Consider the following 18,605-nt stretch of genomic DNA (forward strand, 5'->3'; position numbering starts at 1 on the left):
AAATCAAGGCTTGTGGGGTTACTTGGCGGGGGCTTTCAGAGCATCGGCGACGGCGCTCGCAAGCTCCTTCACACGTTCGGGGGAGTGGCTGCCGTAGACGACGAAGGTCGTCCCGTCGCGTTCTGTGGAGAGGGCGTAGCGGCTGTTGCCAGCTTCCTTCTCGGGCAGGCCCGTGTAGTCGTACTCCTGCCAGTGCAGGCCCGCGTGGTCGATCTCGCCGGTCGGCTGACGCTGGCCGGTGCGTTCGAGCGTCCAGGTGGGGTTGGCTTGGATGCCCTCGCTGAAGCCGACGAACTCTGCCGCCTCACCGTTCGGGCCGGGCACGATGTAGCCCGCGGACCACTCGAGCACGCCGTCCGCACCCTGACGGGCTTCGGCGGCGTTCGCCTTCCACTCGGCGGGGACGCTCGGCGCGATGAGCGGCACGTCGGTGATGACCTGCGACTGCTGTGCAAGCTCGGCGACGTTCACATTGCGCTCGATCGGCTGGTTGCTGCGCGGGACGACGAGCACGATCGCGAGCATCGCGATGAGCGAGAAGATGAGCGCCCAGACCAGGTTCGGGAAGGTCTTCGCCGCACGGTAGGTGCGACTGCGCTCTGCCTCGCGTGCGGCCGTCTCTTCAGGGGTTTCGGGGCGGCCAAGTTCGGCGACGATGCGACCGGAAGGCTTCCCCGCAGCGGGGCTCACTCTGTAGCCTCAGCGGCATCCGCGCCACGCTTCGCCTTCTCGAGGCGCTCGCGTGCGCCCACGAGCCACTCCTCGCAGCGGGCTGCGAGGGCTTCGCCGCGCTCCCACACCGAGATGGATTCGTCGAGGGTCAGGGATCCCTGCTCGAGCCGGTTCACGACGGCGATGAGCTCGTCGCGAGCGGCCTCGTAGCTCATCGTTGACACCTCGGGGAGTTCAGCCTCGTTCATCATGGGTCCATTCTCTCAGGCGGTGGTGCAGGGGCGGAGTTGGTGGGTATTGCTCGGCTACTCGTCGTCGACGGCGCCGTTGCTCGTGGCAGCGATCTTGCCGTTGGCGAGTCGGATGCGGAGCGTCGAGCCAGCAGGCGCATCGTCGGCGGTGCGCACGAGCGTGCGCTCGGATGCGGGCGTGGAGGCCGGGTCCGCATCGCTTGGGACGCGTTCCACGAGCGCGTAGCCGCGGTCGAGGGTGCGCTGCGGGGAAAGCGCGCGCAGTTGCGTGGAGAGGGCTACGATGCGGTCGGCCCCGCGGTCGAGCATCCGCTCGACAAGCTCTTGCCCGCGCATCGCGTAGCGGCCGAGGTCGTCGGCTTCTCGGTCGATGATGACCTCGGGGTGGGCGAGGACGGGGCGGCTGCGGAGCGACTCGATCTGCTGGGACTCGTGGCGGATGCGGGTCGCGAGCCACTGGAAGATGCGGGCCCGGGCATCCCGCACGCCTGCGAGCTCTTCAGCAACATCCGGGACGACTCGTTTCGCCGCGTCGGTCGGGGTGGATGCGCGAAGGTCTGCCACCTCGTCGAGGATCGGGCGGTCATTCTCGTGACCGATCGCCGAGACGATCGGAGTTGCGGCGGCGGCTGCCGTGCGCACAAGCGTCTCGTCGGAGAAGGGGAGGAGGTGCTGGAAGTCGCCACCACCGCGGGCGATGATGATGACGTCCACCTCGGGGTCAGCATCCAGCGTCTCGATCGCGGCGCGCACTTCCTCGACCGTGCCCACACCCTGCACACGCGTGTGAATCGTGCGGAAACGCACCGAGGGCCAGCGAAGCTCAGCGTTCCGGCGCACGTCCTTCTCGGCGTCGGAGTCCTTACCGGTGATGAGGCCGATGCAGTTCGGGAGGAACGGCAGCTGCTGCTTGCGGTCGAAATCGAAGAGGCCTTCGCTTGCCAGCTGGCGCTTCAGACGCTCGAGCTGCTCGAGCAGGGCACCGAGGCCGACGTGCCGGACGTCGCTCGCCTGCATTGAGAGCGTGCCGCCCTTCACCCAAAAGTCGGGCTTCGCGCAGACGATGACGCGGTCGCCCTGCTTGAAGTCTTCGCCGAGGCGCGAGAGGACGCTGCGCCACACCGTGACCGAGAGCGTCGCATCCGCTTCGAGGTCTTTGAGCTTCGCGTAGGCGTGCCCTCCGCGAACATTCCAGCTCGTGAGTTCGCCCTCGATCCACACGGAGCCGAGCTTGCCGATCCAGCCCGCCAGCTGCTCAGACACGGCCGCGACCGGCCACGGCTGCTCTGCGGTGGCGGGACCGGAGGGCGTCATCGTGGGGCTCATCGTTGCTTCCCTTCCTGACGGATCCGGGTATCGAACGTAGACTCGTGGGCGTGACCGAGACAGTGATTTCCCTGCCGATGCCGCGCGCGCAGCGCCCGGTTCCGACGTTTGAGGACCGCCCGGTCGAGGGCGAGAAGCGCGTGCTTCTGGCTGCCCCTCGAGGATACTGTGCGGGCGTTGACCGTGCCGTCGTGGCTGTGGAAAAGGCGCTCGAGACGTACGGCGCCCCCGTGTACGTGCGCAAGCAGATTGTCCACAACCGCCACGTCGTGTCGGTGCTCGAGGAACAGGGCGCGATCTTCGTGGAAGAGGTCGACGAGGTGCCGGAGGGTGCGCACGTCGTCTTCTCGGCGCATGGTGTCTCGCCCGCGGTCGTGCAGGGTGCCGCCGAGCGGAACCTCCACGCGATTGACGCGACCTGCCCGCTCGTGACGAAGGTGCACCGTGAGGCGACGCGCTTCGCGAAGCAGGAGAAGGAGATCCTCCTCATCGGCCACGACGGCCACGAAGAGGTCGAAGGTACGGCCGGCCACGCGGTCGGTCGCGTGACGATCGTGAACAACCCCGCCGAGGCCGAGACCGTTGAGGTGAAAGACCCGAATAACGTCGTCTGGCTCTCGCAGACCACGCTCTCGGTGGACGAGACGATGTCGATCGTGAACCGCCTGCGCGAACGCTTCCCGAACCTGCAGGACCCGCCCTCGGACGACATTTGCTACGCAACACAGAACCGTCAGATCGCGATCAAGAAGGTCGCGCAGGGTTCAGACCTCGTGATCGTTGTTGGGTCGGCAAACTCGTCGAACTCGGTGCGTCTCGTTGAGGTGGCGCTCGAACACGGCGCAAAGGCTGCGTACCGCGTCGACTACGCCGACGAGATCCAGCAGGAGTGGCTGGACGGTGTTCGCACGGTTGGTGTCACCTCGGGTGCTTCGGTGCCGGAGGTGCTCGTGCAGCAGGTGCTGGAGGCGCTCGCGACGGCCGGCTACCGCGATGTGGAAGAGGTTGAGACGGCGGTTGAGGACCTCATGTTCTCGCTCCCGAAGGAGCTTCGCCGCGACCTTGGCGAGTGCGACACGGGCGGTGCGGCCCGCGGCGGCCGCGGTTCGGGTGTTCGTGGCAAGGACTAGGCCTGCGCGTGCCGGTGCCGGTGCCGGTGCTGGTGTCGTGAATTGCGCGCTGTGGGGAAATGGATGCTCCTGAGGTATCCACTTCCCCACAGCGCGCAATCTGTACTCATTACGCTAGCTCCATGACCACACAACGACGTGTTGACGAAGTCAGCCGATCCCGCCTCGAGGCGCTCGGCCTTGACTATCGCTTGGTGACTGATGACGACGCTGCCATTGATGCCTGGTGTGCTGCGTGTGCACGCGGGTTTCACGATGTCGCACCCGAAGCCGAGGACAGCCGCCGAGAGATTCGCCGCGAGCGGGCCCGAGCTCAACGCGTACTCGGCGCGTGGAAAGCCAGCCAAGAGGGGGAACCCATCGCGACGGTGTGCTCGTGGCCGATGGAGCTGACGATCGCCCCTGGACGTTCACTCTCGATGTGGGGGATTTCTGGGGTGACGGTCGCACCGACCCACAGCGGGAAGGGCATCGCCCGAGCGATGCTCGAAGGGGAGCTTCGTAGTGCTGCGGCGGAGGGATACGCAATTGCCGGTCTCACTGTGAGTGAGTCGACGCTGTATGGCAGGTACGGATTCGGGATCTCAGCCCAGAGTTCGATCCTGCGTTTCGATACGACTCGCGTGAACTGGTGCGGACCCACGCCAGACGTCGAACTCGACTTCATCACGGTGGCTGAAGCCGTCGAAGTGCTCCAGCGACTGCACTCGAAGCAGGCACGCGCCACACGCTGCGATGTCGTGCGCGAAGCCACGTTTTGGCGACTGGTTACCGGCGTGGAGACACCGAACGACGCGACGGTTCGCAGCCGTCGCTTTGTCCTTGCGACGTCCCCTGCAGGTGATGAGCTGGGCATTGTTGGCTATCGCCTCGACGGTTTTGATGATGATGACTTCACGAAGCACCGTCTTATTGTCGATGTGTTGGTGGCGCCGGATATTGACGGGCGTGCGGCGCTGTGGAGGTACGTGCTGTCACAGCCACTCGTGCGGTCGGTGAAGACCGAGCAACTCGTTGCACCGGATGACCCAATCCGGTGGTGGATTGGCGATTGGCGCGGTGTGCAGGAGCGTCGGACTGACCACCATTGGACTCGGGTGCTGGACGTTGTTCGCGTACTTGAGGCGTGCGCGTACTCGGCGCCAGACCGGCTGGTGCTCGAAATTGAGGATGACCTCGGTTTCGCCGAGGGCATGTATCTCCTTGACACGCGCGATCAGCAGCCCGTCGTGACCCGCTGTGACGGGGCAACGCCGGGGGTGGCTCATATCAAGCTGGACGTGTCGACGCTCGCATCACTCGTGTTTGGCTGCTTCAGCGCTGAGTCGCTGGGCGCTGCTGCGCAGCTTGAAGGTGACGACGCTTCGGTCCGGTGTGCAGGGAGTCTGTTTCAGACAGGGCGAGAGCCATTCTTGAGCACCTGGTTCTAGGACGCGGCGTGCTGCGTGACAAAAATGCACGCTCAGCGGCGTATCCCTCTGTATGCGAGGGGATAGCTCGCTGAGCGTGCATTTTTGAACGGCGCAGCGCCTCTGGCGTTCGGCCCAGCGGCTTGGATGCTGCGTGCGCTGCCGGTTACGGCGTGGCCGGTGCGCCCGGGAGCATGCCGCTTTGCGCGGCGGCGACGAGTTCGGGGTGGAGGCTGATGCCGATCGTCACGAGGAGGAACGTGAGACCCATCCCGAGGATCGCGCCGATGACGATGAGCCACATGGCACGCTTCTTGCGCTTCCAACGCAGGAGCACGAGGTAGAGCGTGATGGCGTAGAGCGCGGGGTGCGCGATGATGCCGACCATCGAGAGGGCCGGGAGGGCAGCCGGGCGCACGTAGGGGCTGATGCCGTATTGCGCGAACAGCTGCGAGTACTGCATCGCAAGCGCGTTCTCGGTGAAACTCGTCATGCTCGTGATGGTGGCGAAGATGCCGATGATGAGCATGGCGATACCGGAGGTCTTGTCCGCGCGACGGCGGGCCTCATCGAGCTGCTGCTTGTCGATGAGGCCGCCGCCTGCGGGAGTGAACCCTGAGAGGTCCGGGTTCCGGTTCGGCTTCTTGGCGCCGGACGCCATTAGGACTTCGAGTGGCCGAAGGAGCCGAGCTGCTGCGTCGCCTCGACGACACGCTTGGCCATGGCGGCCTCGGCCTTCTTGCCCCACGAGCGCGGGTCATAGATCTTCTTGTTGCCGACCTCGCCGTCGATCTTGAGGAAGCCGTCGTAGTTCTTCATGACCGAGTCGGCGACCGAGCGCGAGTAGGCGTACTGCGTGTCGGTGTCGATGTTCATCTTGACGACACCGTTCGCGACGGCCTCGGCGATCTCTTCAGCGGTCGAGCCTGAGCCACCGTGGAAGACGAGGTCGAGCGGCTTCTCGCTCGTGCCGTACTTCTCCTGGAGGCCCTTCTGGATGTCGCCGAGGAGGCCCGGGCGGAGCTTGACGTTGCCGGGCTTGTAGACGCCGTGCACGTTGCCGAAGGTGAGGGCGGCCATGTAGCGGCCGTTCTCGCCGAGGCCGAGGGCTTCGACGGTCTTCACTGCGTCGTCGAGGGTCGTGTAGAGCTGCTCGTTGATTTCGTTGGCAACGCCGTCCTCTTCGCCACCGACGACCCCGATCTCAACTTCGAGGATCTGGTTGTTGGCCTTGGTGAGGGCGAGGATCTGCTTGGCGATCTCGAGGTTCTCGTCGAGCGGAACTGCCGAGCCATCCCACATGTGCGACTGGAAGATGGGTTCGCCGCCGTTCTTCACGACCTCGTTCGAGGCCTGAATGAGCGGGTAGACGAAGTCGTCGAGCGCATTCTTCGGGCAGTGGTCGGTGTGGAGGGCGACCGTGATCGGGTAGTTCTTTGCGGCTTCGTGAACGAAGGCGGCCATGGCAAGGGCGCCTGATGCGCGAGCCTTGACGCTCTGGCCGGCGAAGTAGTCGGCGCCACCGGTGGTGACCTGGATGATGCCGTCGGAGCCTGCCTCGGTGAGGCCCTGGAGGACCGCGTTGATCGTCTGCGAGGACGAGACGTTGATGGCCGGATACGCGAAGGCTTCCTGCTTCGCGCGGTCGAGCATTTCTGCGTACTGATCCGGGGTTGCGATGGGCATGTGGCGCTCCTTTTGGTGTCGTCAGCGTCCAGCGTTCGCGCGTGAACGTGCGCGGTTTCTGTACCGGTTCGGAGTCTAGCGATCACCGCCGACATTCCGCCCTATGCGGCGTTGTCGGATGCGTGAATTTCCGCCGGGAGGTGGCGGAGGTTGTGCGGCTGCAGTTGAGAAAGTTCTGGCGGTGTTGTCGAATGCTGCCGATGCGCGGCTTGCCGCGGATAGGCTGGTGGCATGACTGAATCGTCCGCCAATGTTGCCGGGGCTGGCGCCGGCGAAGAGAAGCTGATCACCCACCCCGACCGCAACCTCGCGATGGAGCTTGTTCGCGCGACGGAGGCTGCCGCAATTCGTGCGGTGCCGTTCATCGGTCGCGGTGACAAGAACGCTGCCGATGGTGCTGCGGTTGATGCGATGCGCAAGTTCCTTGCCACGGTCGAGTTCCAGGGCCAGGTTGTTATCGGTGAGGGCGAGAAGGACGAAGCTCCGATGCTCTTCAACGGTGAGATCGTCGGTAACGGCCGCGGCCCGCTGTGTGACATTGCGGTTGACCCGATCGATGGCACCTCGCTGACCGCTGCTGGCCGCCCGAACGCGCTGTCGGTGATCGCGGTTGCTGACCGTGGCACGATGTACAACCCGAAGGACCTGTTCTATATGGACAAGATCGTGACGGGTCCCGAGGGTCAGGGCATTATCGACCTCGACAAGCCGATCGGCGAGAACATTCGCGCCCTTGCGAAGGCCAAGGGCAAGCCGGTCGAAGAGATGGTTGTCGCGGTGCTTGACCGTCCGCGTCATGAGCAGCTCATCCGCGAAATCCGTGAGGCTGGCGCTGGTACAGAGCTCATCCTTGACGGTGATGTTGCCGGTGGCATTAACGCTGCACGTCACGAGCCGCGCATCGACATGTGCGCTGGTATCGGTGGCACGCCGGAGGGCATCATCACGGCCTGCGCGATCAAGTCGCTCGGCGGTGTCATGCAGGGACGCTGGTACCCGCGCAACGAGGAGGAGCGTGAGCGCGCGATTGCGGCCGGCCACGACCTCGACGCGGTGCTCTCGGCGGACGACCTCGTGAAGACCGACAACTGCTACTTCGTGGCGACTGGTGTCACCGACGGTGGCCTCGTGCAAGGTGTGCGCCGCGTGCGCGACCGCATCCACACTGACTCGGTCGTGCTGCGCGCTCACTCGGGTACGCTCCGCCGCGTGATCGCGGAGCACCTCGAGACGAAGTGGCTCTAGCGGGTATCTGGATGCGCTTGCAGTGACCCGTTGAGGCGCTGATGAACTGATGTTGGGGGCTTCACCGAAATGGTGGGGCCCTCAACTCGTTGTGGGATCCATCCGTGGCTGTAGAGGCACCTGCGGTCGGTCCTCAGCGCAAGTTGAGAAGCCCGGCTCTCGCGCGTGCAAGCGTTGGCTGCGATTGGTTTCCTGACGCAGGTTTCGCCGTCTCGTGTTTCGGTACGTGTCGGCTGTCACGCTCAGTGGGGTCGTGCCTGTGTTTGCTCGCGTATGCGCGTTGGTTGTCACAACTAGCCTGCGGCTCGCTCCTCTCGTCGTGATTGGACCGGCGGATTCGCGAGCTCGAGCGCTTCGGTGAGTTCGCGGGCTGAGAGCGTGCGCGTGGTCTCGTCGAGCGACTGTGGGGCCGCTGGCTCGGCGACGCCTTCGAGCGCGGCAAGCTTGCGGGCGCTCGGGAGTACGCGCGATTCGATGGAGCCAATGGCTTGGTTGTATGCGCCGACGGTGGCGTTGATGGAGCGCCCGAGCTTGTCGAGATGCCCTGCGGTGGTGGCGAGACGCCTCGTGAGCTGCGCGCCGAGGGCGATCACTTCTTCAGCGGACTCGGTGAGTTGCTCGTGGCGCCAGCTTGAGGCGACAGCTTTGAGCGTGGACCAGAGACTCACCGGGCTTGTGAGTGCGATGCCCTCGGCAAAGGCATCCTCGAGGAGGCTCGCATCCTGGGCGAGAGCAGCCGACAGCGCAGCTTCGCTCGGGATGAAGCAGACGACGAATTCGGGCGACCCGCGGAACGCGCTGGCATAGTTGCGTTTCGCGAGCGCGTCGACGTGGCCGCGAACCGCCCGTGCATGCCGCATGAGCCGTTGCTCACGTTCGTGCTGCTCGGCCTCGGAGCCTGTCGCACTGAGCTCGCTCGCCGCGAGGTACTCAGCGAGCGGCGCCTTCGCATCCACGGCGAGCTGCGCGCCGCCCGGAAGGTGGACGACAAGGTCTGGTCGCCCCTTGCCGGCCTCCGTCTGCACCGCGAGCTGCTCAACGAAGTCGACCCGCTCCATGAGGCCCGCGGCCTCAACGATGTTGCGCAGCTGCGCCTCGCCCCAGCTTCCTCGCGCGGCGTTGTTGCGGAGCGCCGAGGCGAGTGAACCTGTCACCTCGTGCAGGCGCAGCTCTGAGGCATGCTGCGCCCGAAGCTGCTCAGCGAGTTCGCCGTGTTGGGCGTTGCGCTGTTCTTCCATCGCCATGACGGTGCGCTGCATGAGCTCAAGCTGCTGACGTACCGGGGCGATTGCTTCGAGCACGCGGTGATCTTGTTCGCGCGCGGAACTCTGCTGCTCGGCGCGCTCGCGCTCGGCCTCGCGGAATGCGTCGTTCTCGGCGCGAACCACAGCAGCATCGCCGCGCGATCGCTCGAGTTCAGCATCCGCTCGCTCAAGTTCAGCACCAAGCCCGGAAACCCGCGTTCGCAAGGTCGCAAGCACGGCCGCATGACGGTGCCGAGCCGCGACAAAGCCGACGGTGATACCAAGCGCAAGCATGAGCGCCGAAACCGCGACGAGCAACAAGATCTGTTCCATGCTTCGAGCCTCGCACCCACCACCGACATTCCGTTTTCGGCTCGCGCTCGCGCTCAGATCGCGTTCACTTTCAACAGTTTTGCTGGATGTGGAGATCGGCGAATGGGGGAGCGATGGAACCGGGGACAATCGCTGACTGGGCAAATGTTGGTGTTGCAGCTGCGGCGCTCGTCGCGGCGGCAGTGGCCGGATTTGCGTCGCTCCGTCTCATGCGAGTTGAACAAGCTCGCGATTTGCGAGATGAAGAACACGACCGGCGTGCCCAGGCCTCCAGCATTTCCGCCTGGGGAGCAAAGAAGGGCAGCAAGGACTGGACGCTGCAGCTCCTCAACGGCTCAACGGCCACCGTGTTTGATGTGGTTGTCAGCCATCAGACGCTGAGGGGGAACCCGCAGGAAGATCGCGTCTTCACGACGCTTCCGCCGGGAGCATTTACCGTTCACCGTGACCAAATGAAGGATGAATCCGGGCAAGTTGTGGGTGAACACTTCAACCTGTACCCGGCGGGCGAGGGCGTCATCATGATCCCTGGCGGCGGTGTGCGAATGGTTCGGTCGATCAAGTTCACCGACGCCTTCGGATGCCGATGGGAGCGCACGCCAGCAGGGCTCAAACAGCTCCCGAGTTAGAAGGTGGCGTCTTTGACGAGCTCGAGGGCTGCGGCGCGGCGAGCCTCGAGGTCGAGCTCGCTGATCTGCACACCGCTGACCTTGCCAAGACGGTAGATGTCTGGCGCCTTCATGCGGGCAGCTGAGTCGATGACGATCCAAGCTGCGGCTTCGGCATCCGAAATGGGGTCGTGGTGGTTGAGCTCGATGAAGCCCGCAGCTTCAGCAGCAACGGGGAGGCGGTACCGGGGCAGCTCGTAGACCTTCCGCGCGAGGCGCAGGCTGCAGAAGTACTTGAGCGGCGGCAACTGTTCGTGCTCGCTCGCGGTTGCCATGCATGCCGCAGCGATCACGCCGAGGTCGAAATTCGCGTTGTGTGCCACGAGCACATCGCTGCCGACCCAGGAGAGCAAGCGGGGGAGTTGCTCGCTCCACGTCGGGGCCGACTGCACGCGCTCGCGGGAGACACCGTGGAGTTGCACATTGAAGGGCATGAACTCGTCGTGGCCAGCTGGCGGCTTGATGAGCCAGCCGTCGCGCGCCACAACCTCGCCGCGCCGGACCCGGACGAGACCGACCGCGCAGGCCGAAGCAGGGTCGCTATTCGCGGTCTCGAAGTCGATTGCGGTGAAGTTCACTGGCATGGCAACCATCGTGGCACGGGCCACCTACATCGCATCCCGGCTCAAAGCGGTGGCAGGCATGTGCAGTAATGGCAGTATTTGGGGCTTCAAGCCTCCGTGCGCCTCGAAGCCGCAAATGCTGCCATTTATGCACGCACCCGGCCGCCGCACCCCGAGCACCTGCGGCAGCACCGGGTAGGCTTGCCTCTCGTGGCTCTTACTCTCGGAATCGTCGGTCTCCCCAACGTCGGCAAGTCGACCCTGTTCAACGCACTCACGAAGAACCAGGTCCTCGCCGCCAACTACCCGTTCGCAACGATCGAACCGAACGTGGGTGTGGTGGAGCTTCCGGACCCGCGTCTCAAGAAGCTCGCCGAGATCTTCGGCAGCGAGCGCATCCTCCCCGCCACCGTGTCGTTCGTTGACATCGCGGGCATCGTGAAGGGTGCGAGCGAAGGTGAAGGCCTCGGCAACAAGTTCCTCGCCAACATCCGCGAGGCTGACGCGATCTGCCAGGTTGTGCGCGGCTTCACTGACGGTGACGTCGTGCATGTCGACGGCAAGGTCGAGCCCGCCTCAGACATGGAGACGATCAACACCGAGCTCATCCTCGCCGACCTCGAGACGCTCGAGAAGGCCCTCCCGCGTTACGAGAAGGAGGTGAAGCACAAAAAGCTCGATAGCTCGGTGCTCACCGCCGCGCAGGAAGCGAAGGCCGCGCTCGAAGAGGGCAAGCTCCTCTCGCAGACGAGCGTTGACCTCGAGCCGATCCGCGAGCTCGGCCTGCTCACCGCAAAGCCCGTCATCTTCGTGTTCAACGTGGACGAGACGATCCTCGGCGACCAGGCCAAGCTTGACGAACTTGCTGCGCTCGTGGCTCCCGCGAAGGCGATCTTCCTCGACGCCAAGACCGAGTCCGAGCTCATCGACCTCGACCCGGAGGAGGCACAGGAGCTCCTCGCGAGCCTCGGCCAGGAGGAGTCCGGTCTCGACCAGCTCGCCCGCATCGGCTTCGACACGCTCGGCCTGCAGACCTACCTCACGGCTGGTCCGAAGGAAGCGCGCGCCTGGACGATCCGCAAGGGCTGGAAGGCCCCGCAGGCTGCAGGCGTCATCCACACCGACTTCGAAAAGGGCTTCATCAAGGCCGAGGTTGTCTCCTTCGATGACCTCGTTGAGGCCGGTTCGGAAGCCGCCGCAAAGTCGGCCGGCAAGATGCGCCTCGAAGGCAAGGACTACGTCATGCAAGACGGCGACGTCGTCGAATTCCGCTTCAATGTGTAGTTGCTACGGCGTAGCACTAGAACCCTCACTCCTCTTCACGGAAGCGCCGTTGAAGGATTTCTCTCTGCAGAGGAAAATGGGGACATGATCACCGCCGCACTTCGACAGCTCGTGGAGACTGCCAATGCGCATGCGCAGCAGTGCAACGATGGCAAGGATCACACAGTCGCCGCCGCACTGCTGACCAGATCAGGCCAGACCGTGCTTGGTGTGAACGCGTTCCATTTCCTAGGTGGCCCATGCGGCGAGATCTCTGCCCTTGCTAACCACGCGGCCACGTGCGCCGATGATCCCATCGACGCCATCGTCGCAGTCTACGGGCCGACCGGCCAAGTGATCTCCCCATGTGGAAAGTGCCGTCAGGTGTTGTTCGACATCGACCCAGCCATCCAATGCGTTGTCCGGGGCAGCAACGGCCTCGAAGCGCTGACCGTCTCCGAGCTTCTTCCTCACGCCTATGACTGGCGCGCCATGGAACGCCCACAACAGGTCTTCATGTGGGAGGGCTACGAGTCGGCCATCAGAGACGGGTCCAAACGTCAGACCATCCGCGTCGACGATCCCTTCCGACCTGGGTCAGCGCAGCTCGTCTTCGAGAAGGAAAGCGGCGAGACCATCACCCTCGATGCGAACATCACTTCCGTGTTGGCCACACGTCGCTGCGACCTCACCGAGGAACACGCACAACGCGACGGCTTCGCCTCACTGGCGGACCTGCACGAAGCCCTCGACATGCACTACCCCGGCCTTGAGATGGAAGACAGCATCGACATCGTGGCCTTTGAACTGAGCAACCCCGCAGGATGCAGTCCCAGTCCTCAAGATTAGTTATTGAACCGGGATTCGAACGACTTCCGAGATCGTTGAGCATGTTGGATCAAATGTGATCCAGCACCAGCACGCAATCTGAGCCGCGGCAGCAAAGAGGCGGCAGACGAATCCCAGTTGAGGAACGGAAGCCTGCGACAGGTGCGGGTAGCCTCCAGACATGAGCAACCCCGTTCACCACATCGAATTGTGGACAACCGACGTGCGCAGGTCGGCAGTCTCTTTCAATTGGCTCCTTGGCCGACTGGGATGGCAGGCCCAACACGATCCAAATTGGCCGCAAGGAAGAACATGGCTCCACCCCGGCGGAGCATACGTGGTGCTGGAAGAATCGCCTGCTCTCACGGGACCACACGACCGCACGCGAGCGGGGTTGAACCATCTTGCTCTCCGCGCCATAGATCGAATGCTTCTCGATGAAATCCAACGAGACTGCTCGAACCACGGATGGACTGAGTTGTTTGCCGACAAGTACCCCCACGCTGGCGGACCCGAGCACACCGCGCTGTTCCTCGAAAACAGCGAGGGGTTCGAGCTGGAGATCGTTGTTGACTGAGCCGCGCACCGCCTCTTCGGCTGTTCGTCATGTACGACCGGAACTGCATAGTTCATCCAAAATCATTCCAAATCGCCCACATTCTCTATCTGATGACCGTCGGCCTAGCAGAGCCTCAATTCGAGAGTCGCGGGAGACTGCAAGTCACACTTCAAAATTCACAGTGTGAGTTGTAGTCTGACGTCATGCTGTGGACGCCGGATGACCTCGCACAAGCCCTTGAGCAGATGCGAGCGCGACGCGGCGACAGCACATCGATCGAGGTCAAGCGCGCCGCGGGTGGTGTCCCCCAGATGGCGGAGACCCTGTGTGCGTTCGCCAACATGCCTGACGGTGGCACCGTGATCCTTGGAGTCGACGAGGGGGCTGGCGAATTCTCCGTCGTGGGAGTCCCCAATATCGCGCAGCTCGAGGCGGGGATCGCCAACATGGCACGCGAAGCAGTCCACCCAGCTCCGCGGATCGACTTCCTAACCATCACGGTCGACGCGAAGCCGATCGTCATCGCACACATTGCCCCGTTGTCCGTTACCGAGAAGCCTGCGCGCGTTGCAGGCAGAGCATTTCTACGTCAAGCCGATGGCGACTACGCCATGCATCCGCATGAGGAGCGCATGATCGAGGTTGCGCGCCTGCACAGTGACGAGCAGGTGGACTACGATCTTGCGCCCGCTCGTGGCCGCAACCGTGATGATCTGGATGAAATCCTCTGTTCAGCCTATGTCCGAGCAGTGCGCGCTCACGACCGTCGACTACGAGACTGCGATGACTCCCAAATCCTTCGCATGACGAACGTCCTGACGGCAGCTGGCGAGCCAACGCTCGCCGGGCTCTACGCTCTCGGGACTTACCCGCAAGGGCAGTATCCGGCATTGACTGTGACCGCAGCCGTTCAGCTGCCTGGGGGTGAAGGTCAGCCGCGCAACCGCAACCTCCAAGACTTCACTGGCCCGGTTCCTGTTCTTCTGACCGATCTCCTCGACTGGGTGGCGTCAAACCTGGATACCGTCAACAAGTACCGCGATGACGGGCATATGGAGGTCATCCCGGAGCTACCACTCAATGCTGTACGAGAGCTCTTGGCCAACGCTCTGGTCCATCGTGACCTGGGGCCAAACACGTTGGGAACCGGCAAACAGATCCAGGTACGCCTCACGCCCCGAAACCTCTTCATCCAGAGCCCCGGAGGCCTCCGTGGAGTGTCACTCGCACAGATCGAAAGTGTTGAGCACGCTCAGGCGGCGGTGAACCAACGGCTCTACCAGATCACCAAGCGATTGACGACGCCCGACGGCGCATCGATCATTGAGGGCGAAGGTGGCGGTATCCGCGAAGTGTTCCGCTCCACGGAGGCGCGAGGACTACCCCGCCCGCAACTCATCGACACAGGCGTCCAGTTCAAGGCCCTGCTCTGGCGCAGCCGAGATGTCTCCAAGGATTCTGCGCCTCGGACGCCCGGCACAGCAAGGAGCACGGTGGTGGTACCTCGAAGTTCGTCTCCCACTCGAAACGAGCACACGATCTTGGCCGCTCTGGCCTCAGCTGACGGCCCGCTCACGGTCCATGAGGTTGTCGACGCGACTGGCATGACGATCGGCCAGGTTCGCTACGCCCTCAACCAGCCCCTCGAGGATGGCATCGTCATCATGGAGGGCAAGCAGGGAGTCAAATCCACCCGCTACCGCTTGCAGTGAACCGCCCAGACTGCAAGTAAGACTCCAGAACCGAGAGTCTGACTCCCAGTCTCTCGCCATCCAGGGCGCGTTCCCGCCGTGATCGAGAAGAGCCCCTTACCGCGGCAGCTGTTGACATGAGGCTATCCCGGCACGATGTCCAGGGTAGGAACGATGCTCAAAAGCGACGAGTTCGTGCCGAGCAGAGGCGAGATCCCGCGGTGGCCCAGTTGCCAGTTTTCGTCCAACTCTCAACGTCAGATCTGGGGTGCGCAATCAATCATGTCAGGCACCGTCTTGGAATCGAAATGCTGGACGCGCTGTCACCATATTTTGTCCAGCCACGACCAAGGCCGGCTCAGGCGTTGACGCGGAACTCAGCCCATGTTCTGATCTAGCGTTGATGGGCCCCTACCCGCTGTAGACCTTGTCGCGGCGGCCGATCGAAAAGACCTCAACGGTGACGACGTCGTCTTGGATGAGCGCGAGAATCCGATACGACCCCACGCGGTAGCGCCATTCGCCTGAACGGTTGGCTGTCAGCCCTTTGCCGAATGCGCGCGGGTCGGTGCATCCATCGAGGTTGTTCTTGATCCACGTGGCGAGGATCTTCGCATCGAAGCGGTCCAACTTCGTGAGCTGCTTGCGTGCTCGCGAGGTGAGCTCGACGCGGTATGGACCCCTCTCTCCGGTCATTGGTCGAGTTCGGAGATGATCTCGTCGATGCTGAAGCGCTCTCCGGAATCCTGCGCGATTGCCTCACGCAGCTCCTGGAGGTCGTAGGAGTCCTCGATTTTCTCGAGGATTGCGGTGCGAGCGAAGTCAGAGATAGTGACGCCCTCGAACTTGGCGAACTTACGGACAAGCTCGGCGTCCTGCTCGCTCATGCGCACGGTCATGGTGCTCATGCTTCCTCCTGATTCGATGTGAATACAGTGTATTCAAGCTCCTTTCTGGTAGCAATGGGTCGCTTCCCGTCGCGGCTATCTTCAATGCACGCTCGGCAGGAGATAGCTGTATGCCTCGAACGGGGCCTAGTTCCAATTCGACGCCCAGCACACCCACCTCCCACTGATCCCACCCCGATATCGTGCGAAACATGACCCCGGATGCCCCCACAACCGAAAACGCCAACACGCACCCCTGGGCAGACGGCATCCGAGTCCGAGGCGCACGTACGCACAACCTGCACAACGTGGATCTCGACCTGCCACGCGACGCCATCGTTGCCTTCACCGGCGTCTCCGGCTCCGGGAAGTCATCCCTCGCGTTCGGCACGATCTTTGCGGAAGCCCAGCGGCGCTATCTTGAATCTGTCTCGCCGTACGCTCGCCGGCTCATCGATCAGGCTGGTATCCCGGACGTCGACGAACTCGAGGGGATGCCACCAGCGGTTGCGCTGCAGCAGGCTCGAGGCGGCTCGAGTGGACGCTCCGACGTCGCCACGACGACGCAGCTCTCGAGCGTCGTCCGCATGCTCTTCTCTCGAGCAGGGGAGTATCCGCCGAACCAGCCGATGCTGTACGCGGAAGATTTCTCTCCAAACACGCCAGAAGGTGCCTGCCCGGAATGCCACGGCATGGGTCGCGTCTTCGACGTGCCCGAGGAGCTCATGGTGCCGGATGACTCCCTCACGATTCGCGAACGTGCTGTCGCCTCGTGGCCCGTCGCCTGGGCAGGGCAGAACCAGCGCGACATCCTCGTCTCGCGCGGGATCGACGTCGATATTCCATGGCGGAAGCTGCCGAAGAAGACGCGCGACTGGATTCTTTACACAGAAGAACGCCCCACCGAGCCCGTCTATGCGGGCCTCACACCAGCGCAAACTCGCAAAGCCCGGCAGCAGGGGAGAGAACCCAGCTACATGGGCACCTTCGTCGGCGCCCGCCGCTACGTGCTCGACACCTTCGCGAACACGAAGAGCGAGGTGATGAAGCGGCGCGTGGTGCAGTTCGTGCGCGGCGTGCTTTGCCCGCACTGCGAGGGTTCGCGCATCAAGGCGGAGGCCCTGCGCGTCACGGTCGTGGGGCACAACATCGCCGACTTCTCGGCGCTCCCGCTCGCTGAGTTGCAGCAGCTTGCAACAACACTCGCGAGCGGCGAGGTACGCCACGCCGCGGCACATACGAGCACCTTCAGCGACCCAGCCGTCACCCGCAAGCTCGCGAACGACCTCGCAACACGTCTCGAACCTATGATCGCGCTCGGCCTCGGCTATCTCTCGCTCGACCGGGCAGCCCCAACACTCTCGGGCGGCGAACGTCAGCGCTTGCGGCTCGCAACGCAACTCTCTTCCAAACTTTTCGGTGTCGCCTACGTCCTCGATGAGCCGTCCGCTGGCCTTCACCCGCGCGACCTGGACGCGCTCGTGGGCATCCTTCACGGCCTCAGGGAACGCGGCAACAGCGTGCTCGTGGTGGAGCACTCTCTTGCCGTCATCGCCGAAGCAGACTGGCTCGTCGACATTGGGCCTGGCGCGGGAGACCAAGGCGGGCGTGTGCTCTACAGCGGGCCTCCGGCAGGAATCGCGGATGTCGAAGCCTCCGTCACACGTCGCTACCTGACGTCATCCGGCCGCACTGCACGGTCAAGCAAGCACCGCCAGCCGCAAGGCCACCTCACCTTGACGAGTGTCGAGTGCAACACCATTCGCGGCCTCGACGTCACCTTCCCGCTCGGCTGCCTCACCGCTGTGACCGGCGTCTCAGGCGCAGGCAAGTCGAGTCTCATTGGGAGGGCGCTCCCGGAACTCGTCCGTCAACAGCTCGGTCAAGCCGCCCCGACGGAAGAACCGGACGCCACCAACGAGGAAGCCGAGCTGCTCCTCGGCGGCAACACCGTCACGGTGCGCGGCACGGCAACCTTCGAGCGCAGCCAGGTGAAGCGGGTCGTCGTCATCGATCAGAAGCCAATTGGTCGGACTCCTCGCTCCAACGTCGCCACCTACACGGGCCTCTTCGACAGCGTCCGACGACTGTTCGCCGCAACCCCCGAAGCGAAGCGGCGCAAGTACACGGCGAGCCGGTTCTCCTTCAACGTTGCGGGCGGTCGCTGTCCGAGGTGCGAGGGCGAAGGCGCTGTCATGGTCGAGCTCCTCTTCATGCCGAGTATCTACTCGCCGTGCCCCGAATGTGGCGGCACCCGCTACGAGCCGAACACGCTCGAGATCACATGGCGTGAGCATTCCATCGCGGATGTCCTTGCCTGCAGCGTCGACGAGGCGATCAGCCTCTTCGGTGGGCAGGAGCGAATCCTTGCCGCGTTGCATGCCCTTCACGATGTGGGCCTCGGGTATGTGCGCCTCGGGCAGCCGGCCACCGAACTCTCGGGTGGAGAAGCGCAACGCGTGAAGCTCGCGACGGAACTGCAGCGTTCAGGACGAGGCACCACCTTGTACATCCTCGATGAGCCGACCGCGGGCCTGCACCCCGCAGACGCCGATCGGCTCATGGGGCACCTACACCGCCTCGTGGCTGACGGCGGAACGGTCATCATGGCTGAGCTTGACATGCGTCTCGTTGCGGAGGCCGATCACGTCATCGACCTCGGGCCGGGAGCAGGTGTCGAAGGCGGCACAGTTGTTGCGGCGGGCACACCGGAGGATGTTGCTCGTCACCCAGGCAGCGCGAGCGCACCCTACCTTGCAAAAGCACTGGCTGGGCGAGGTGACGTCCCAGCCCGAGACAGCGCAGGACGAGACTGAACGCCAGCTTGGAGAAGTCGGATGTCATCCGGCA

18 protein-coding genes are annotated in these 18,605 nt (G+C 63.8%); 9 read left to right on the top strand and 9 right to left on the bottom strand.

Annotated elements, in window-relative coordinates; genetic code table 11:
* Positions 1 to 18 precede the first annotated feature (18 nt).
* Genes ZAL01S_RS00255 through xseA form a run of 3 tightly spaced genes read right to left on the bottom strand, consistent with a single transcriptional unit; the run spans position 19 to position 2,249 of the window.
* Entirely contained in the window at positions 19 to 690 is a 672-nt protein-coding gene (locus ZAL01S_RS00255; RefSeq protein ID WP_066078061.1) for a DUF4245 domain-containing protein, read from the bottom strand.
* Positions 687 to 923, bottom strand: a complete 237-nt coding sequence (locus tag ZAL01S_RS00260; protein WP_370664261.1) for an exodeoxyribonuclease VII small subunit — start codon at positions 921 to 923, stop codon at positions 687 to 689. Before ZAL01S_RS00260 ends, ZAL01S_RS00255 begins: the two co-directional genes overlap by 4 nt.
* Positions 924 to 977: 54 nt before the next feature.
* Positions 978 to 2,249: an exodeoxyribonuclease VII large subunit gene (xseA, locus tag ZAL01S_RS00265; RefSeq protein ID WP_066078064.1), complete on the bottom strand. Its 1,272-nt coding sequence runs from the start codon at positions 2,247 to 2,249 to the stop codon at positions 978 to 980.
* Positions 2,250 to 2,326: 77 nt separating this feature from the next.
* On the opposite strand from xseA, the gene ZAL01S_RS00270 reads away from it, so the two are divergent.
* Together ZAL01S_RS00270 and ZAL01S_RS00275 are read left to right on the top strand one after the other, a co-directional pair.
* Positions 2,327 to 3,379 (top strand): 4-hydroxy-3-methylbut-2-enyl diphosphate reductase, encoded by a 1,053-nt coding sequence (locus tag ZAL01S_RS00270; protein ID WP_066079232.1) that lies wholly within the window; start codon positions 2,327 to 2,329, stop codon positions 3,377 to 3,379.
* Between the two features lie 122 nt (positions 3,380 to 3,501).
* Positions 3,502 to 4,809 carry a GNAT family N-acetyltransferase gene (locus tag ZAL01S_RS00275; RefSeq protein ID WP_066078066.1) on the top strand — a complete coding sequence of 436 codons (1,308 nt, stop codon included), beginning with the start codon at positions 3,502 to 3,504 and terminating at the stop codon, positions 4,807 to 4,809.
* 145 nt (positions 4,810 to 4,954) lie between these two features.
* Here the strand turns inward: ZAL01S_RS00275 and ZAL01S_RS00280 are convergent, their stop codons facing one another.
* On the bottom strand, positions 4,955 to 5,449 hold the full coding sequence (locus ZAL01S_RS00280; RefSeq protein WP_066078068.1) for a DUF6264 family protein: 495 nt from the start codon (positions 5,447 to 5,449) through the stop codon (positions 4,955 to 4,957).
* Positions 5,449 to 6,474: a class II fructose-bisphosphate aldolase gene (gene fbaA, locus ZAL01S_RS00285; RefSeq protein ID WP_066078070.1), complete on the bottom strand. Its 1,026-nt coding sequence runs from the start codon at positions 6,472 to 6,474 to the stop codon at positions 5,449 to 5,451. The genes ZAL01S_RS00280 and fbaA overlap by 1 nt, the downstream gene beginning before the upstream one ends.
* A gap of 231 nt (positions 6,475 to 6,705) precedes the next feature.
* Between fbaA and glpX the strand changes: the two genes are divergently transcribed.
* Positions 6,706 to 7,719 (top strand): class II fructose-bisphosphatase, encoded by a 1,014-nt coding sequence (gene glpX, locus ZAL01S_RS00290; protein WP_083522924.1) that lies wholly within the window; start codon positions 6,706 to 6,708, stop codon positions 7,717 to 7,719.
* 293 nt (positions 7,720 to 8,012) lie between these two features.
* On the opposite strand, the gene rmuC is transcribed toward glpX, so the two are convergent.
* Positions 8,013 to 9,296, bottom strand: coding sequence for a DNA recombination protein RmuC (rmuC, locus tag ZAL01S_RS00295; RefSeq protein WP_066078073.1), 1,284 nt, complete (start codon positions 9,294 to 9,296; stop codon positions 8,013 to 8,015).
* Between the two features lie 113 nt (positions 9,297 to 9,409).
* Here rmuC and ZAL01S_RS00300 point away from each other — a divergent pair, with 113 nt between their 5' ends.
* On the top strand, positions 9,410 to 9,925 hold the full coding sequence (locus tag ZAL01S_RS00300; protein WP_066078076.1) for a hypothetical protein: 516 nt from the start codon (positions 9,410 to 9,412) through the stop codon (positions 9,923 to 9,925).
* Here the strand turns inward: ZAL01S_RS00300 and ZAL01S_RS00305 are convergent.
* A complete protein-coding gene (locus ZAL01S_RS00305) occupies positions 9,922 to 10,548 on the bottom strand; it encodes a 3'-5' exonuclease (protein ID WP_066078078.1) in 627 nt (208 codons plus the stop codon). The genes ZAL01S_RS00300 and ZAL01S_RS00305 overlap by 4 nt on opposite strands.
* Positions 10,549 to 10,737: 189 nt before the next feature.
* Between ZAL01S_RS00305 and ychF the strand changes: the two genes are divergently transcribed.
* The 4 genes from ychF (at position 10,738) to ZAL01S_RS00325 (ending at position 14,889) form a co-directional block, all read left to right on the top strand.
* Positions 10,738 to 11,811: a redox-regulated ATPase YchF gene (ychF, locus tag ZAL01S_RS00310; RefSeq protein ID WP_066078081.1), complete on the top strand. Its 1,074-nt coding sequence runs from the start codon at positions 10,738 to 10,740 to the stop codon at positions 11,809 to 11,811.
* An 84-nt stretch (positions 11,812 to 11,895) separates the two neighbouring features.
* On the top strand, positions 11,896 to 12,639 hold the full coding sequence (locus ZAL01S_RS00315) for an ASCH domain-containing protein (protein ID WP_066078083.1): 744 nt from the start codon (positions 11,896 to 11,898) through the stop codon (positions 12,637 to 12,639).
* A gap of 160 nt (positions 12,640 to 12,799) precedes the next feature.
* On the top strand, positions 12,800 to 13,195 hold the full coding sequence (locus ZAL01S_RS00320; protein ID WP_066078086.1) for a VOC family protein: 396 nt from the start codon (positions 12,800 to 12,802) through the stop codon (positions 13,193 to 13,195).
* A 185-nt stretch (positions 13,196 to 13,380) separates the two neighbouring features.
* Positions 13,381 to 14,889, top strand: coding sequence for an ATP-binding protein (locus tag ZAL01S_RS00325; RefSeq protein ID WP_083522925.1), 1,509 nt, complete (start codon positions 13,381 to 13,383; stop codon positions 14,887 to 14,889).
* Between the two features lie 390 nt (positions 14,890 to 15,279).
* Here the strand turns inward: ZAL01S_RS00325 and ZAL01S_RS00330 are convergent, their stop codons facing one another.
* Both ZAL01S_RS00330 and relB read right to left on the bottom strand, forming a co-directional pair.
* On the bottom strand, positions 15,280 to 15,564 hold the full coding sequence (locus ZAL01S_RS00330; RefSeq protein ID WP_066078089.1) for a type II toxin-antitoxin system RelE family toxin: 285 nt from the start codon (positions 15,562 to 15,564) through the stop codon (positions 15,280 to 15,282).
* Positions 15,561 to 15,776, bottom strand: coding sequence for a type II toxin-antitoxin system RelB family antitoxin (relB, locus tag ZAL01S_RS00335; protein WP_066078091.1), 216 nt, complete (start codon positions 15,774 to 15,776; stop codon positions 15,561 to 15,563). Before relB ends, ZAL01S_RS00330 begins: the two co-directional genes overlap by 4 nt.
* A 191-nt stretch (positions 15,777 to 15,967) precedes the next feature.
* Between relB and ZAL01S_RS00340 the strand changes: the two genes are divergently transcribed.
* Complete coding sequence (locus ZAL01S_RS00340; RefSeq protein ID WP_066078094.1) at positions 15,968 to 18,571, top strand: excinuclease ABC subunit UvrA; 2,604 nt, start codon at positions 15,968 to 15,970, stop codon at positions 18,569 to 18,571.
* Positions 18,572 to 18,605: the final 34 nt, after the last annotated feature.

Source organism: [Zimmermannella] alba NBRC 15616, from assembly GCF_001570905.1.
Classification (GTDB): Bacteria; Actinomycetota; Actinomycetes; order Actinomycetales; family Microbacteriaceae; genus Pseudoclavibacter; species Pseudoclavibacter albus.

Coding starts and splice junctions, on each gene's coding strand:
- ZAL01S_RS00260 (WP_370664261.1), bottom strand. CDS start 923: ATGATGAACGAGGCTGAACTCCCCGAGGTGTCAACGATGAGCTACGAG.
- xseA (WP_066078064.1), bottom strand. CDS start 2,249: ATGAGCCCCACGATGACGCCCTCCGGTCCCGCCACCGCAGAGCAGCCG.
- ZAL01S_RS00270 (WP_066079232.1), top strand. CDS start 2,327: ATGCCGCGCGCGCAGCGCCCGGTTCCGACGTTTGAGGACCGCCCGGTC.
- ZAL01S_RS00275 (WP_066078066.1), top strand. CDS start 3,502: ATGACCACACAACGACGTGTTGACGAAGTCAGCCGATCCCGCCTCGAG.
- ZAL01S_RS00280 (WP_066078068.1), bottom strand. CDS start 5,449: ATGGCGTCCGGCGCCAAGAAGCCGAACCGGAACCCGGACCTCTCAGGG.
- fbaA (WP_066078070.1), bottom strand. CDS start 6,474: ATGCCCATCGCAACCCCGGATCAGTACGCAGAAATGCTCGACCGCGCG.
- glpX (WP_083522924.1), top strand. CDS start 6,706: ATGACTGAATCGTCCGCCAATGTTGCCGGGGCTGGCGCCGGCGAAGAG.
- rmuC (WP_066078073.1), bottom strand. CDS start 9,296: ATGGAACAGATCTTGTTGCTCGTCGCGGTTTCGGCGCTCATGCTTGCG.
- ZAL01S_RS00300 (WP_066078076.1), top strand. CDS start 9,410: ATGGAACCGGGGACAATCGCTGACTGGGCAAATGTTGGTGTTGCAGCT.
- ZAL01S_RS00305 (WP_066078078.1), bottom strand. CDS start 10,548: ATGCCAGTGAACTTCACCGCAATCGACTTCGAGACCGCGAATAGCGAC.
- ZAL01S_RS00315 (WP_066078083.1), top strand. CDS start 11,896: ATGATCACCGCCGCACTTCGACAGCTCGTGGAGACTGCCAATGCGCAT.
- ZAL01S_RS00320 (WP_066078086.1), top strand. CDS start 12,800: ATGAGCAACCCCGTTCACCACATCGAATTGTGGACAACCGACGTGCGC.
- ZAL01S_RS00325 (WP_083522925.1), top strand. CDS start 13,381: ATGCTGTGGACGCCGGATGACCTCGCACAAGCCCTTGAGCAGATGCGA.
- ZAL01S_RS00330 (WP_066078089.1), bottom strand. CDS start 15,564: ATGACCGGAGAGAGGGGTCCATACCGCGTCGAGCTCACCTCGCGAGCA.
- relB (WP_066078091.1), bottom strand. CDS start 15,776: ATGAGCACCATGACCGTGCGCATGAGCGAGCAGGACGCCGAGCTTGTC.
- ZAL01S_RS00340 (WP_066078094.1), top strand. CDS start 15,968: ATGACCCCGGATGCCCCCACAACCGAAAACGCCAACACGCACCCCTGG.